This window comes from Actinoplanes ianthinogenes, from assembly GCF_018324205.1.
GTDB classification, from domain to species: domain Bacteria; phylum Actinomycetota; class Actinomycetes; order Mycobacteriales; family Micromonosporaceae; genus Actinoplanes; species Actinoplanes ianthinogenes.
The window spans coordinates 8,715,450-8,729,053 of record NZ_AP023356.1 but is presented as its reverse complement, the minus strand read 5'-3'; the positions used below and the strand labels follow the sequence as shown (position 1 = coordinate 8,729,053).

11 protein-coding genes and 1 pseudogene are annotated in these 13,604 nt (G+C 70.4%); 6 read left to right on the top strand and 6 right to left on the bottom strand.

The genetic code is table 11. The features are described from left to right. Positions 1-2: 2 nt before the first annotated feature. Genes Aiant_RS39355 through Aiant_RS39345 form a run of 3 tightly spaced genes read right to left on the bottom strand, consistent with a single transcriptional unit; the run spans position 3 to position 2,931 of the window. Positions 3-593: an urea amidolyase associated protein UAAP2 gene (locus tag Aiant_RS39355; RefSeq protein WP_189334899.1), complete on the bottom strand. Its 591-nt coding sequence runs from the start codon at positions 591-593 to the stop codon at positions 3-5. Further along, positions 590-1,378 (bottom strand): urea amidolyase associated protein UAAP1, encoded by a 789-nt coding sequence (locus Aiant_RS39350; RefSeq protein WP_189334900.1) that lies wholly within the window; start codon positions 1,376-1,378, stop codon positions 590-592. Before Aiant_RS39350 ends, Aiant_RS39355 begins: the two co-directional genes overlap by 4 nt. After that, positions 1,375-2,931 carry an amino acid permease gene (locus Aiant_RS39345; protein WP_189334901.1) on the bottom strand — a complete coding sequence of 519 codons (1,557 nt, stop codon included), beginning with the start codon at positions 2,929-2,931 and terminating at the stop codon, positions 1,375-1,377. Before Aiant_RS39345 ends, Aiant_RS39350 begins: the two co-directional genes overlap by 4 nt. Before the next feature lie 243 nt (positions 2,932-3,174). Between Aiant_RS39345 and Aiant_RS46760 the strand changes: the two are divergent. The 3 genes and pseudogenes from Aiant_RS46760 to Aiant_RS39330 all read left to right on the top strand — a co-directional run. Continuing rightward, positions 3,175-4,323, top strand: a pseudogene (locus Aiant_RS46760) (methyl-accepting chemotaxis protein); the annotation flags it as partial. A gap of 127 nt (positions 4,324-4,450) precedes the next feature. Further along, positions 4,451-4,912, top strand: a complete 462-nt coding sequence (locus Aiant_RS39335; RefSeq protein WP_189334902.1) for a DUF427 domain-containing protein — start codon at positions 4,451-4,453, stop codon at positions 4,910-4,912. 123 nt (positions 4,913-5,035) lie between these two features. Further along, complete coding sequence (locus Aiant_RS39330) at positions 5,036-5,623, top strand: TetR/AcrR family transcriptional regulator (protein ID WP_189334903.1); 588 nt, start codon at positions 5,036-5,038, stop codon at positions 5,621-5,623. Positions 5,624-5,630: 7 nt separating this feature from the next. On the opposite strand, the gene Aiant_RS39325 is transcribed toward Aiant_RS39330, so the two are convergent. Next, entirely contained in the window at positions 5,631-6,335 is a 705-nt protein-coding gene (locus Aiant_RS39325; RefSeq protein WP_189334904.1) for a GAF and ANTAR domain-containing protein, read from the bottom strand. A gap of 269 nt (positions 6,336-6,604) precedes the next feature. Here Aiant_RS39325 and Aiant_RS39320 point away from each other — a divergent pair, with 269 nt between their 5' ends. The 3 genes from Aiant_RS39320 to Aiant_RS39310 all read left to right on the top strand — a co-directional run bounded on the left by Aiant_RS39320 (position 6,605) and on the right by Aiant_RS39310 (position 10,826). Beyond that, on the top strand, positions 6,605-7,057 hold the full coding sequence (locus tag Aiant_RS39320) for a carbohydrate-binding module family 20 domain-containing protein (protein ID WP_189334905.1): 453 nt from the start codon (positions 6,605-6,607) through the stop codon (positions 7,055-7,057). A gap of 118 nt (positions 7,058-7,175) precedes the next feature. Beyond that, complete coding sequence (locus Aiant_RS39315) at positions 7,176-9,848, top strand: MGH1-like glycoside hydrolase domain-containing protein (RefSeq protein WP_189334906.1); 2,673 nt, start codon at positions 7,176-7,178, stop codon at positions 9,846-9,848. Between the two features lie 36 nt (positions 9,849-9,884). Further along, positions 9,885-10,826, top strand: coding sequence for a hypothetical protein (locus Aiant_RS39310; RefSeq protein ID WP_189334907.1), 942 nt, complete (start codon positions 9,885-9,887; stop codon positions 10,824-10,826). Between the two features lie 41 nt (positions 10,827-10,867). Here Aiant_RS39310 and Aiant_RS39305 read toward each other — a convergent pair whose 3' ends face one another. Both Aiant_RS39305 and Aiant_RS39300 read right to left on the bottom strand, forming a co-directional pair. Next, complete coding sequence (locus tag Aiant_RS39305) at positions 10,868-12,853, bottom strand: RCC1 domain-containing protein (RefSeq protein WP_189334908.1); 1,986 nt, start codon at positions 12,851-12,853, stop codon at positions 10,868-10,870. 189 nt (positions 12,854-13,042) lie between these two features. After that, a complete protein-coding gene (locus tag Aiant_RS39300) occupies positions 13,043-13,462 on the bottom strand; it encodes a nitroreductase/quinone reductase family protein (protein ID WP_189334909.1) in 420 nt (139 codons plus the stop codon). Between the last annotated feature and the right edge of the window lie 142 nt (positions 13,463-13,604).

Below are 13,604 nucleotides of genomic sequence, written 5' to 3'. Positions count from 1 at the left end.
CGTCAGCCCTCCGCGACGAGCATGCGGACCGGCGTCGGGTCGAAGCCGTTGCACGGGTTGTTGATCTGCGGGCAGTTCGACACCAGGACCAGCACGTCCATCTCGGCGCGCAGGGTCACGGTCAGGCCGGGCGCGGAGATGCCGTCGACGATGCCGAGGCTGCCGTCCGGGTCGACCGGCACGTTCATGTACCAGTTGATGTTGCTGACCAGGTCCCGTTTGCCGAGGCCCCAGCGGCTGCCCTCGATCAGGAAGTTCTCCACGCAGGCGTGCTGGTGCTTGGTGTGCTGGCCGTACCGGAGGGTGTTGCTCTCCCGGCTGCACGCCCCGCCGACCGTGTCGTGCCGGCCCACCTCGTCGGCCACCACCGTCATCAGCGGGTTGCCCTCGCTGGAGCGCAGCACGCTGCCGGTGGTCAGGAAGATGTTGCCCTGCGCGGCGATCGTGTCCGGCGCCGAGTACCGCTCGGCGGTGTCGTGCGCGTTGTAGATCAGGCAGTCGACGGCCTGGTTGCCCTCCAGGTCCTCGATGGTCAGCGTCTGACCCTTTCTGATCACCGCGGACCACGGCGCGCGGGCCTGGACGATCGTCATGCGAGCCCCCTGGAGGCGAGGTAGTCGGCGGTGTTGAGCAGGGCCCGCTCGCCTTCCGGTGTGCGGGCATCGCGCGGTTCGCCCGGCCTTGCGGGACGAGCGGTTATCCGTACGGGTGAGCAGGTGTATTCCTCGCGCGGGTCGAGCGGGTGCGGAACGTTGACGAGCAGCACCGTGACCGGCATCTCCGCTCGCAGCTCGACGACGGCACCGGGTCCCGCCGAGCCGAGCCAGGTGAAGCCGCCGTCCGCGCCGACCCGCACACCCTGGAAGAAGGAGATGCTCGGCGGCAGGTCCCGGCGGGTCAGCCCGTGCTTGGCGGCGGCCAGGGTGAACAGCTCACGGCCGGCCGGAGTGGCGCTGTGCGGGCTGCCGTCGCCGTACCGTAGGGAGTTGCTCTTGAGGGTCGTGGTCCCGCAGAAGGTGTCCGACCGCTCCCGATCACCGGCCGTGACCGTGGCGAGGGCGCGCCCCTGGTCGGACAGGAGCAGGTGCCCCTCCCCCACGTACGCCTGCCACAGCACCTTGACGGTGTCGGCGACGTTGAGGCGCTCCCACGGCTCGTCGGCGTTGAACAGCAGCACCGAGACACAGGCGTCGCCGTAGAGATCGGTCAGCCGCAGCGTGGTCCCACGGGCCAGCCGCTTGCTCGCGTAGCCGCCGCCGGGGACGGTCTCGTCCCAGGTCAGCCCGTCCCCGGCCGGGACGGTCGGCATGCACTCGACGACGGTGCCGCCCTGGGCGCGGGCGTGCTCCCGCGCCCCGGTGGTGGTGGCGGTGCTCATGCCGGCTCCCCCTCGGTGACGACGGCCGGGACGGCGGCCGGGAACGCGGGCAGGTGCAGCGACAGCGCGCGGGTGCGGTACCGCAGGTAGGCCAGCCCGCCGGCGACCAGCGCGCCGCCGACGAAGAGCAGCGAGAAGTAGTGCAGGTACCAGTGGGCGCCGGCCGGGTCGTAGACCTCCGGGCGCGGCCAGCCCAGGTTGAGGATCATGCCGAGGCCGTAGAGGACGGCGACGACGTTGACCACGATCCCGGCCTTGCCGAGCGAGAAGAGCTTGCCGCCGCGCTCGGTGGTGGCGGCCTCCGCGCCGGACGGCCGGCCCTTGATCCGGCGGATCAGCAGCGGGACGGTGACCAGGGCGTAGGCCAGGTAGAGCAGCACGATGCAGACGCTGGTCAGCGCGGTGAACAGGGCCGCCTGCCCGATGTTGACGAGCAGGACCCCGGCCGCGCCGGCGCCGACCACGATGGCCGGCAGCGCCGGGGTGCCGGTGCGCGGGTTGACCTTGCTGAGCGCGGCGGAGAACGGCAGCACCCCGTCGCGGGCCATCGAGAAGACCATCCGGCTGCCGGCGGTCTGGATCGCCAGGGTGCAGACCGCGACCGCGATGGCCACGTCGACCAGCAGGATCTTCCCGCCGGTCTCGCCGAGGCGGCTGGTCAGCACGTAGGGCAGGCCCTCGGTGGCGAGCCGGCCGTCGGTCAGGCTCGGCGCGGCCATCAGCGCGACCAGCAGCATCAGCCCACCGCCGATGCCGGAGGCGGCGAGCGCCCGCAGGATCGTCCGGGGTGCGGTGTGCCGCGGGTCGCGGGTCTCCTCGCTGAGCTCGCCGGCGCTGTCGAAACCGACCACCACGTACGCCGCCATCAGCGCCGACACCAGGAACGGGCCGACGTACGACGCGCCGCTGCCCATGCCGCCGGTGTCGAACACGACGCCCGGCCCGCGCTCGACGTTGAACAGCAGCAGCACGACCACCGCGACCACGCCGATGATCTCCAGGGTCACCCCGGTGCTGTTGATGATCGCCATGAGCCGGACCCCGATGACGTTCACCAGCGTGGTCAGCACGATCAGGATCGATCCCAGGAGCACGGCGTTGGTGGCGCCGCTGGTCGAGGTCAGCGCCGGGTCACCGCCGACGGGCTGGAAGCCGGACCAGATCTGCGGCAGCACCACCTGGAGCGCGATCGCCGCGGCCGCGACCGTGACGATCTGCGCGATGATCATGATCCAGCCGGCGAACCAGCCGACCGTGGCGTTGGAGAGCCGGCGTGACCACTGGTAGATGCAGCCGGAGAGCGGGTAGCGCGCGGCCAGCTCGGCGAAGGTGAGCGCCACCATGAACTGGCCGAAGAAGACCAGCGGCCAGGTCCAGAAGAACGCCGGGCCGCCGAACGAGAAGCCGAAACCGAAGAGCTGGAAGACCGTGGTGAGGATGGAGACGAAGGAGAACCCGGCGGCGAACGAGGCGTAGCTGCCGATGCTGCGGCGCAGCTCCGGCTGGTATCCGAAGCCGCGCAGGTCAGCGGCGTCAGTGAGGGAAGTGGTCATACCGTCTCCCGGAGGTCCGGCGAATACCTGTCGGTTGACAGATTCTTCGACCGGCGATCGACGGTGGTTTCTCGTCCGTAAACCTTGGGTTACCAACGAATCCGGGTCGAGGCACTTGACTCACCTTGTACCGGCTTGCCCAGGCTCACGGCAACCGAGCTGCACTCAGCGCCGGCGCGGGCGGGTCGATGGGTCAGACATCGCGGGCACCCGTCTCGCTCCGTTCGCGCACGATGCGCGGGCGGCATGGTCGAGGCCGCGACGGTTCCCATCATGTACGACGGCGCTGTCACCGGGGTCCTGGAGTTCTACGGCAAGCGGCCGCTACCCGCGTTCGCCAGCGACAAGTGGGCGGCGATCACCCGGATCGCCGTGCTCGCCGGCCTGTACGCGGTCGCGACGTCCCGACTGCACGAGACCCTCGGTGACCAGGCCGCGGTCACGACCGTCGTCGGCGAGGTCGGTGAGGCCCTCGACCAGCAGTCCGCGATCCGGGCCGCGCTCGACCGGGTGCGCACCGCGTTCGGGTGGGCGTACGGCTCGTACTGGGCGCTCGACACGGCCGAGCAGGTGCTGCGGTTCGGGTATGAGTCCGGTTCCGCCGGCGAGGAGTTCCGCAAGGTCACTCTCGCCGCCTCCTTCGCCCAGGGCGTCGGCCTGTCGGGGCGGGCATGGCGGTCCCGGGACCTGGTGTTCGTTCGCGACCTGGCCGAGGTGACCGACTGTGTCCGGGCGCCCGCGGCACAGCGGGCCGGTGTGCGGTCCGGGGTGTGCTTCCCCATCATGGACGGCTCCACCGTGATCGGGACGATGGACTTCTTCACCACCGACAGCATCGAACTGAGCGAATCACGGGCCGCCGCGTTGCGTAACGTGCAACAGCTGGTATCGCAGCGCATGTCGGTGCTGCGCCGGGAGGAGAGCGACGCCGCCAAGGCGCGCCAGCTGCTGGACACCGTCGCGGAGCTGCGCGCGGCCTCCGAGGACGCCGGCCGGGTGGCCAACCTCGCCTCGAGCGGCTCCCAGGCGATGAAGTCCGAGGTGCAAGCGCTCTCGGACGCGTCAGCGGCGGTCGATGACGTCATCAAAATCATCTCGTCGATCGCGGAGCAGACGAACCTGCTGGCGCTCAACGCGACGATCGAGGCCGCACGTGCCGGCGAGGTCGGCAAGGGCTTCGCGGTCGTGGCCAGCGAGGTCAAGGACCTCGCCCGGGAGACGGCCGAAGCCACCCAGAAGGTGACCGAACAGATCGCCGGAATTCAGAGCTCCAGCAAGGCGGTCGCCGAGGGCATTCACACCGCCAACGACACCATCGGGCAGCTCGACACGGTGCAGGCCCGGATGAACCGGGTCCTGCAGCGGCAGGCCGACATGGCGGCCGCGTTCTGATCGTGACGTGTCGCTCCGGCCGGAGTCGCCTCACCGCCCGGCACATCCCGCGGGCCGGGCGCGCCGCGGAGGCGGATCCGCGGGCTGGTGGGGTGCGGGGCGGTGGCCGGGCTGGCACGCTGAGGTGATGGAGTCGGTTTGGGACTACCCGCGCCCGCCGCGCGTGGAGCGCACCGGGGCCCGGGTGACGATAGCGCACGCGGGCCGGGTGATCGTCGACAGCGACCGCTGCTGGCGGGTCTTGGAGACCTCACACCCGCCGGTCTACTACATACCCCGCGACGACATCGCCGACGCGGTTCTCGAGCCGGGCGAGGGCCGCTCGTACTGTGAGTTCAAGGGTGTCGCCAGCTACTGGGACCTGGTCGTCGGGACAACCCGGGTGCAACGGGCCGGCTGGTCCTACGAACGGCCCTCACCGGGATACACGGAGATCGCCGGAGCTGTCGCCTTCTATCCGAGCCGGGTCGGCGAATGCCGGGTGGGCGGCGAGCTCGTCCAGCCACAGGAGGGTGACTTCTACGGCGGCTGGATCACCGCCGACATCACTGGCCCGTTCAAGGGCGGCCCCGGCACGACAGGCTGGTGAGCTGCTCATCTGCTGGTGGCACGCCCGGCAGCACGGTGGCGTGCCGTGGGGCGGGGCGAATGTCACCGCCGTTACATCGCTCCGGCGGCAAAGGTGCGGGCGGCCGCGTGACACGATGCGGGGGTGAGTTCCCCGACCGCCTCCGTCGGCCGGCCCCGATCGGGCGCCCGCCGGCTGCCCTCCGGCTCCGCCCGCGACGAGATCCTCGACGCCGCCGCCGAGCTGTTCGCCGGGCGGGGCTACGCGGCCACCTCGACCCGGATGATCGCCGAGATGGTGGGCGTCCGGCAGGCGTCGCTCTACTACCACTTCAAGACCAAGGAGCAGATCCTCGCCGAGCTGCTCGAGTCCACCGTCCGGCCGTCGGTGGACTACGCCTCGGCGCTGTCCGATCAGGGCCTGGAGCCGTCCGACGCGCTGCGCGCGCTGGTCCGCTACGACGTCGGCGTGCTGCTCGGCGCCCGGTGGAACGTCGGCATCCTGTACGCCCTGCCGGAGATCGCCACCGAGCCGTTCACCCGCTTCCGCGCCGAGCGCGAGCGGCTGCGCCTGGCCTACCGCCGCCTGGCCGGCGGCGACGTCCCGGGTGACCTGGTGCTCGGCCTGGTGGAGAGCGTCATCGGCATGCGCCGCGACCTGTCGAGTCTGCCGCCGCACGAGCAGCTCCAGGACGCGGTCGCCGCGGCGGCGCTGCGCCTGACGACGGCCTGACGGCCGGTCAGACCGGCGTGTCGGGGCGCAGCTCGCCGGTGTCGGTGAGGTGCCGGACCACGTCGATGAGCTTGGTGCCGGTCCGCAGGCTGACCTGGACCAGCAGGTCGAAGGCCCGGTCGGCGTCGGTCGAGTAGCGCTCCATCAGGATGCCCTTGGCCTGCCCGATCAGGTCACGCACCTCGATGGTGTGCCCGCACCGCTCCTGCTGGCGCACCCCGGACAGGGCGACCGCGGCGTGCGCGGCGAACAGCCGGCCCACGTGCTCGGACTCGTCGCCGAAGGCGTCCGGCTCGGGGGCATACAGGTTGAGGGCGCCGAGGGTGTCGTCCGCCACGTAGAGCGGGAATGACAGCAGGCTGCGGATGCCCAGGGCCGCGGCCCGGCGGCAGAACTCCGGCCACCGCTCGTCGGCCGCCGTGTCGGGCAGCCGCACGATCCGCTGCTCGCGGATCGCCTGGCGGCCGGGCCCCTGCCCGGTGTCGTGCTGTGCCTGGTCGATCTGCCGGACCACCTCGTCGGTGACCGCGCGGATGTCGACGTCCCCACGGTGCTCGACCACCATGAGCCCGGCGTACCGGGCTCCGGGCACGGTGTCCACCGCGGCCGCGGTGATCGCTTCCAGGGTGTGCCGCTCGTCCTGTTCGCTCTGCAGCGACCGGGCCAGCTCACTGAACGCGGCGGCCAGGTCGTCGCCCACGCCGGGCCTCATGCACTGGTTATGCCCGCCCTGACCGCCGTTACGCTGCCGATCCGGCTGCAACATCTTGCGTTAAAAGACGTCATTTTTCGTACGCCTTTAGCAAGAGACTGTGACACTGCGGTGAACCGTAGACGCAGCTCACAGCTTTTGGTAACGCCTTGACCGGCACCGGGCACGTGGCCACTGTGGAGGGAGCCCGCCTCGCGACACCGAATCGCGAGCTGCAAGATCTTCCAAGGATTGCAGTTTCTGGCAGGTTACCTTACAGGAGAGACACCATGCAGAACCGCATCGCCGCCCGCGCCGGCCTGGTCGCCGCCGGGCTCGTCGCCGGCGTCCTCGGGATCACCGGCCCGGCCCTGGCCGCCCCGGTCACCGCCGCCGCGGCCCCGGTGACCGCCGGCGCCGCCGAGGTCACGCCGATCGCCGCCACCTTCAACGTCACCGCGGACTTCACCAGCTGGGGCCAGAACGTCTACGTGGTCGGCAGCATCCCGGCGCTCGGCAACTGGGACACCAGCCGGGCCGTCCCGCTCAGCACCACCAGCTCCACCTTCCCGGTCTGGACCGGTGGCGCCGCGCTGCCGCCCAACACCTACGTCGAGTTCCAGTACATCGTGAAGAACCCGAACGGCACCGTCGCCCGCTGGGAGAAGAGCTTCCAGAACCGGACCACGATCACTCCGCCGACCGGCACCTACATCACGCACGACACCTTCGGCGCCTACTGAGCACGCCGGCCGCGCCGAGAGATATGTCGCAGATACCTCTCGGCGCGGCATCCGGCAGTATCGCATCGGACAGACGAGCACGCCCTACTGATCTCCCCGGCGGCGCACGCTGAGGGGCATGGCTGAGAGCTTCGGCGCCGAGCAGCGACGCCTTCGGGAGGCCGACACCGCCGCCGTGCCGTGGCGGCGGTGGGGGCCCTATGTCAGTGACCGGCAGTGGGGCACGGTCCGGGAGGACTACAGCCCGGGCGGGGACGCGTGGGACTACCTGAGTCACGACATGGCGCGGTCGCGGGCGTACCGCTGGGGCGAGGACGGGATCGCCGGATTCTGTGACGACCAGCAGTGGCTGTGCCTGGCCGTCTCGCTGTGGAACGGGCACGACCCGATCCTCAAGGAGCGCTTCTTCGGCCTGACCAATCAGGAGGGGAATCACGGCGAGGACGTCAAGGAGTACTACTTCTACGTCGACGGGACCCCGACCCACTCGTACATGCGGATGGTCTACAAATACCCGCAACGCGCTTTTCCGTACGAGGACCTGGTCACCACCAACCGCAACCGCGACCGGACCCAGTTCGAGTACGAGCTGCTCGACACCGGCATCTTCGCCGAGGACCGGTACTTCGATGTGGAGATCGAATACGCGAAGGCGTCCCCGGAGGACATCCTGGCACGGATCACCGTGCACAACCGCGGTCCCGAGGCGGCCACCCTGCGGGTCCTGCCCACGCTGTGGTTCCGCAACATCTGGTCCTGGGACCGCCCCGAGCCCAGGCCCGCACTGCGCCGGATCGGCACGACCACGGTCGAGGCCGTCCACGAGAGGCTCGGCACCCGCCGGCTGACCTGCCTCGGCACCCCCGATCTGCTGTTCACCGAGAACGAGACGAACACCGAGCGGGTCTTCGGACGACCGAACGGCAGCGCGTTCGTGAAGGACGCCATCGACCGTTACGTGGTGCACGGCGAGAAGAGCGCGGTCAATCCGGCGGAGACCGGAACGAAGGTCGCCGCCGACTACACGCTGCGCATCGCCGCCGGTGGTTCCGCCGTGGTCCGGGTCCGCCTGAGTTCGACCGCCGACGAGGTCGACTTCGACCGTGTCGTGAACACCCGGCGGGACGAGGCCGACGAGTTCTACCGGAAGGTGCTCGCCCCGGAGCTGAGCGACCCGCAACGCCAGGTGGCCCGGCAGGCCCTCGCCGGCCTGCTGTGGAGCAAGCAGTACTTCGGCTACGACGTGGAGCGCTGGCTGACCGGGCACGGCAAGGATCCCCTGGAGGCCGGGCCGACCCGCAACGGCGAGTGGTTCCACATGATCTGCCACGACGTCATCTCGATGCCGGACAAATGGGAGTACCCGTGGTTCGCCGCCTGGGACCTCGGATTCCAGGCGGTGGCGCTCGGCATGGTCGACATGGAACTCGCCAAAAGTCAGCTGAGCCTGCTGCTGAGCCGCCGATACCTGCACCCCAACGGGCAGATCCCGGCGTACGAGTGGAACTTCGGCGACGTCAATCCACCGGTGCACGCGTGGGCCGCGCACCTGGTCTACGAGCTGGAGAAGGCGCGCACCGGGCAGGGCGACCACGGCTGGCTGGAAGGCGTGTTCCACCAGCTGGCCCGCAACTTCAGCTGGTGGGTCAACCGCAAGGACGCCGACGGCAACAACGTCTTCCAGGGCGGCTTCCTCGGCCTGGACAACATCGGGGTGTTCGACCGCAGCAGCGCGGCGTTACCGACCGGCGGCACGATCGACCAGGCCGACGGGACGGCGTGGATGGCGCTGTACTGCCAGAGCATGCTCCAGATCGCCCTCGAACTGTCGGTGCGCGATCCGATCTACGTCGAGCAGGCACAGGCGTACTTCGAGCATTTCGCCTGGATCGCGGTGGCGGTGAACCGCAAGTCGAGCACGGCGACCTTGTGGGACGACGAGGACGGGTTCTTCTACGACCTGCTGCGGCTGCCGAACGGCGACACCCGCCGGCTGCGGATCCGCTCGATGGTCGGGTTGCTGCCGCTGGCCGCCGCCACGGTGTACGACCCGGCGCTGGTCGCCCGGTTCCCGCGGCTGCTCGACGACGCGTGGGACTTCGTCTCGCGGCATCCCAGCATCAGCTCGGTGGTGACCCGGGGCCGGAGCGGTGAGCAGGACGGGGAGCATCTGCTGGCGTTCTTCGACGAGGAGCGGCTGCGGCGGATCCTGGCCCGGATGCTGGACGAGGAGGAGTTCCTCAGCCCGTACGGAATAAGGTCCCTGTCCCGCTGGCACCTGCACCACGCTTTCACGTTCCCGGTCGGCGACGAGGTTTTCCGGGTGTCCTATCTGCCGGCCGAGTCGGACAGCGGGATGTTCGGCGGGAACTCGAACTGGCGCGGCCCGATCTGGTTCCCGGTCAACATGCTCATCATCCGGTCGCTGCTGAACCTGTACGTCGGATACGGCGACGACTTCACCGTCGAGTGCCCGACCGGTTCCGGACGGCGGATGACGCTGTTCGAGGTGGCCCGCGACCTCGCCGACCGATTGACCGGCATCTTCATGCCGGACGCCGGCGGACACCGGCCGTGTCACGGCGGACAGGACATCTTCGCCACCGGCCATTGGCGGGATCTGATCACGTTCTCCGAGTATTTCCACGGCGACAACGGCGCCGGACTGGGCGCCGCGCACCAGACCGGATGGACCGGGCTGGTGGCCCTGCTGCCAAACCTGTTCGCCGGTCTGGCCGGGCCGGAACTGCTCGACAAACGGATGTCCGGGCTGTTTCCCAACCGCAATTGAGTTGTCAGACCCCGGTGCCCGGCCAAGTATGTCGGGATGAGATCGCCGTTGCAGGGTGGGCTGCCGCCCGCGCACGCGGTGACCGGCGCCGTGGTCGAGATCGCGTGCGACGAGTCCGGCTTCTCCGGCACGAACCTGCTGCACTCCGGCGCCCCGGTGATCACCCACGCGAGCGTCGACCTGAGCGTCGGCGAGGCGGTCGAGCTGATCGGCGCGCTGCGGTCCGGGTTCCGGTTCGCCCCGCACGAGCTGAAGTCCGGCAAGGTGCTGCGGCAGGGCACGGCCCTCGACTGGTTGCTGTCCGCGGTCGCCGGGCGCGCCCTGGTGCACGTGATCGACAAGGAGTTATTCCTGGTCACCCGGGTGGTGGACCTGCTGCTCGGCGAGCCGTCCTATGTCGCCGGCACCAGCCTGTCCGGGGAGCAGCGGGCCGCGGCGCTCGCGCTGTACCGGGCCGGGCGCTCGGCGGGCGCCACCTGGGACGGCTTCCTGTCCGCCTTCGTCGACCTGGTCCGCACCCGCCGGCGACAACCGGATCCGCAGGTCGCGGACCGCTTCCTCGAGGCCCGCGACAGGTTGCTGGACAACGGCCTGCGCGGCGACCCGGTCCTCACCGCCCTGCGCCCGGAAGCGGTCCGGACGATCATGCTCCGCCTGGACGAGGACGACCGATCCATCCCGCCGCCGCTGGAGCCGATGCTGCCGGCCCTGGCCGAGACGGTCCTGTTCTGGAGCCGCGGCGAACGCCGCGTCCTGGTCTTCCACGACGAGCAGAGCGCCCTGACCGCCGACCGCCTGACCCGCCTCCAGAGCGCCCTGACCGGCAACGGCATCTCCCCACTGGCCGGCCTGGTGATGGTCGACTCCCGCGACGACCCCCGGGTCCAGGTCGCCGACCTGCTCGCCGGCATCGCCCGCCGCTCGGCCATCGACGCGTCACTGCTCTCCCCGACCTCGCTGCACGACCCGCACGGCTGACCCGGACGCCGCGGCGCGGCGCGGCGGATCTGCTGCGCGACTCAGCGCCGGTAGGTGCGCCTGCTGGTGGACCGGACGTTGCCGGCGCGGTCGTAGGCCCGCAGCTGCACGGTGAACCGGGTGCCGTACTTGGCGGGGTTCAGGGTGAAGGTGTACCCGGCTCGGGTGGCGGCAGCGACCGGTTTGCCGTTGACCAGCAGTTCGACCCGGGCGATGCCGTTGCGGTCGCTCGCGGTGGCGGTGAGCGTGGTGGCCCGGGCAAGTTTGGCGCCGGCCTTGGGCGCCGCGCCGAATGCCACGGCCGGCGGGGTGTTGTCGACAATCACGGTGCGCGACGTGGTGGTCCGGTTGCCCCGGTTGTCCACCACGATCCAGGTGACGGTCCGGGCGCCGTCGGCGCCGGAGAGCACGGTGCCGCGGGTGTACGAGGCAGGCGACCCGGCGCCGTCCGGGCCGGCCAGGAACGATCGGCTGATCCCGGCCGGATCGGTGGCAGTGACGGTCGTGCTGAAATGTACGCTGCGGACCAGTGCCCGATCGCCGGGCGTGACGGTGACGACGGGTCCGCTGTCGTCCGCGACGGGGTCGGGAGTCACCGCGGCGAGTGCCTGGCTGGGCGCGGAGGTCCCGATGGTGGTCTCGGCAACCACGGTGACGGTGTACGCGGTGCCGTTGTACAACCCGTCGACCGTGCAGGTCAGGGTGGTCATGCTGGTACAGCCACGGTCGCCGGGCGAGACGGACACGCGGTAGTTGATCAGCGGGCCGTCGCCGAGATCCGGCGCGGCCCAGGAGACCGTGATCTTCCGGTCACCCGCGGTCGCGGTGACGTCGATCGGCGGTTGCGGGTCGGCCGGTTTCGTCCCGATCGGTAGCGTCTTCGCCGGGATCAGCGAATCGTGGTCCCCTCCGTTGCCGAGCCGGCCGTAGCTGCCGAGGCCCCAGCAGTAGCCACGGCGGTCGTCGCCCAGCGCACAGGTGTGTCGCCATCCGACGGTAAGTTGCGTGAACGTCACCCCCGCCGGGGCGGCTACCGGAAACGGCGTCGACCGGCTCGCCATGTCGCCGGATCCGATCGCGCCGCCGGCACCCCAGCAGTAGATCTCGCCGTCGCCGGTCAGCCCGCACGTGTGGTATCCACCCGCCTTCACCGCGGTGAATCTCACCCCGGCCGGCATGGCTACCGGCGCCGGAGCCAGCCGGTTGGTGGTGTCGCCCACGCCCAGCTGACCACTCGCGTTGTCGCCCCAGCAGTACGCCGTGCCGGAGGCGGTCAGCCCACAGCTGTGGCCGCCGTTGGTGTCGAGCTGAGTGAAGGTCACCCCGGCCGGCATGGCCACCGGCACCGGTGCCGTCCGCCCCAGGGTGCTGCCGTCGCCGAGTTGCCCTTTGTAGTTGCCACCCCAGCAGTAGGCCGTGCCATCACCGGTCAGCCCGCATGCATTGTCAGAACCCGCGGTGACCTGGGTGAAGAAGACCCCGGACGGCGAGGCCACCCGCAGCGGCCCGAACTCGGTCGGGGAGTCGGCGCCGAGAGTGTAGGGCGGGCCCCAGCAGTAGGCACTGCCGTCGCGGGCCAGGCCACAGGTGAGAACGCTGCCCGCGGCGAGCTGGGTGAAGGTCACCCCGGCCGGCGTGTTCACCGGCGCCGGGCTCACCCGGTCCTCCCGATCGCCGGTACCCAACTGCCCCTGGAGGCCGTAGCCCCAGCAATACGCCTGGCTGTCGTCGCCCAGCGCGCAGTTGTGCGGCCCACCCGCGGCCAGCTGGGTGAAGGTCACCCCGGCCGGTACGTCGACCTGCGCCGGGCCGAAGAACGGCTGCTCCGTCACGGCGCCGTCACCCAACCGGCCGAGGTCGTCGCTGCCCCAGCAGTAGGTATTGGTGTCGTCGGCGAGTACGCAGGTGTGGGCGCCGCCCGCACTCATCTGCAGGATCTGAACCACCGGTGTCGCCTGGACCGGCTCGGCGAAGGCCGGCGCCGCCAGCATCGCGGCAACCGCCATCGACATGATCACTCTCGGCACCGGACAAGCGCATCACGGCCCGAAGAGTCCCTCGAACGGGGTTGCTCCGGCTTCACCCTTTCCGGTGCTTCCGCTGCCGTTCCCGGGTCAGGACGGAGTTCACCGTGGTCGCGGACGCGTGGGCGCGCTCCGGGCGTACCGGAAATCGGCGGTCGTGAGCCGGAGCGCGCCTTCAGCGGGCCGGGGTTGTCAGGCGCGGGTCAGTTCGAGGACCGGGATGGTGCGGATGCCGGCGGTCTTCTGCTCGTACTCGGCGAAGCCGGGGTATCGGCGGGCCTGCTCGGCGTAGATGCGGTCGCGCTCGTCGCCGGTGATCTCACGGACGGTGACGTCGTAGGTTTCGGTCCCGACCTCGGCGGCGCCCTTGCCGGCCGTGATCAGGTTGTAGTACCAGTCGGGGTGCTCCGGGGCGCCGGCCTTGGACGCGAAGATGTAGATGACGTCCTGATCGGTCTCGTGCGGCAGGTACATCAGCGGGATGACCAGCTCACGCCCGGTCTTGCGGCCGCGGTTGTGCACCAGCACCATCGGCGCCCCCTCGAACGGGCCGCCGACCCGGCCCCCGTTGGCCCGGAACTCCTCGATGATTTTGGTATTCCAGTCGCTCATGGGACGAACCTATCCCGTCGCGACCGGCTCCCGCGCCTCGCCGAGACCACCAGCGACTGATTTTCCCGGTTCTCAGCGACGAGTCGGCTGCTCCGGAGATAGTGGGGTCGGGCAGTCGCCGACGATCCGTGTGACCTGCGGT

Coding starts and splice junctions, on each gene's coding strand:
- Aiant_RS39325 (WP_189334904.1), bottom strand. CDS start 6,335: ATGAGGCCCGGCGTGGGCGACGACCTGGCCGCCGCGTTCAGTGAGCTG.
- Aiant_RS39310 (WP_189334907.1), top strand. CDS start 9,885: ATGAGATCGCCGTTGCAGGGTGGGCTGCCGCCCGCGCACGCGGTGACC.
- Aiant_RS39345 (WP_189334901.1), bottom strand. CDS start 2,931: ATGACCACTTCCCTCACTGACGCCGCTGACCTGCGCGGCTTCGGATAC.
- Aiant_RS39355 (WP_189334899.1), bottom strand. CDS start 593: ATGACGATCGTCCAGGCCCGCGCGCCGTGGTCCGCGGTGATCAGAAAG.
- Aiant_RS39320 (WP_189334905.1), top strand. CDS start 6,605: ATGCAGAACCGCATCGCCGCCCGCGCCGGCCTGGTCGCCGCCGGGCTC.
- Aiant_RS39335 (WP_189334902.1), top strand. CDS start 4,451: ATGGAGTCGGTTTGGGACTACCCGCGCCCGCCGCGCGTGGAGCGCACC.
- Aiant_RS39300 (WP_189334909.1), bottom strand. CDS start 13,462: ATGAGCGACTGGAATACCAAAATCATCGAGGAGTTCCGGGCCAACGGG.
- Aiant_RS39350 (WP_189334900.1), bottom strand. CDS start 1,378: ATGAGCACCGCCACCACCACCGGGGCGCGGGAGCACGCCCGCGCCCAG.
- Aiant_RS39315 (WP_189334906.1), top strand. CDS start 7,176: ATGGCTGAGAGCTTCGGCGCCGAGCAGCGACGCCTTCGGGAGGCCGAC.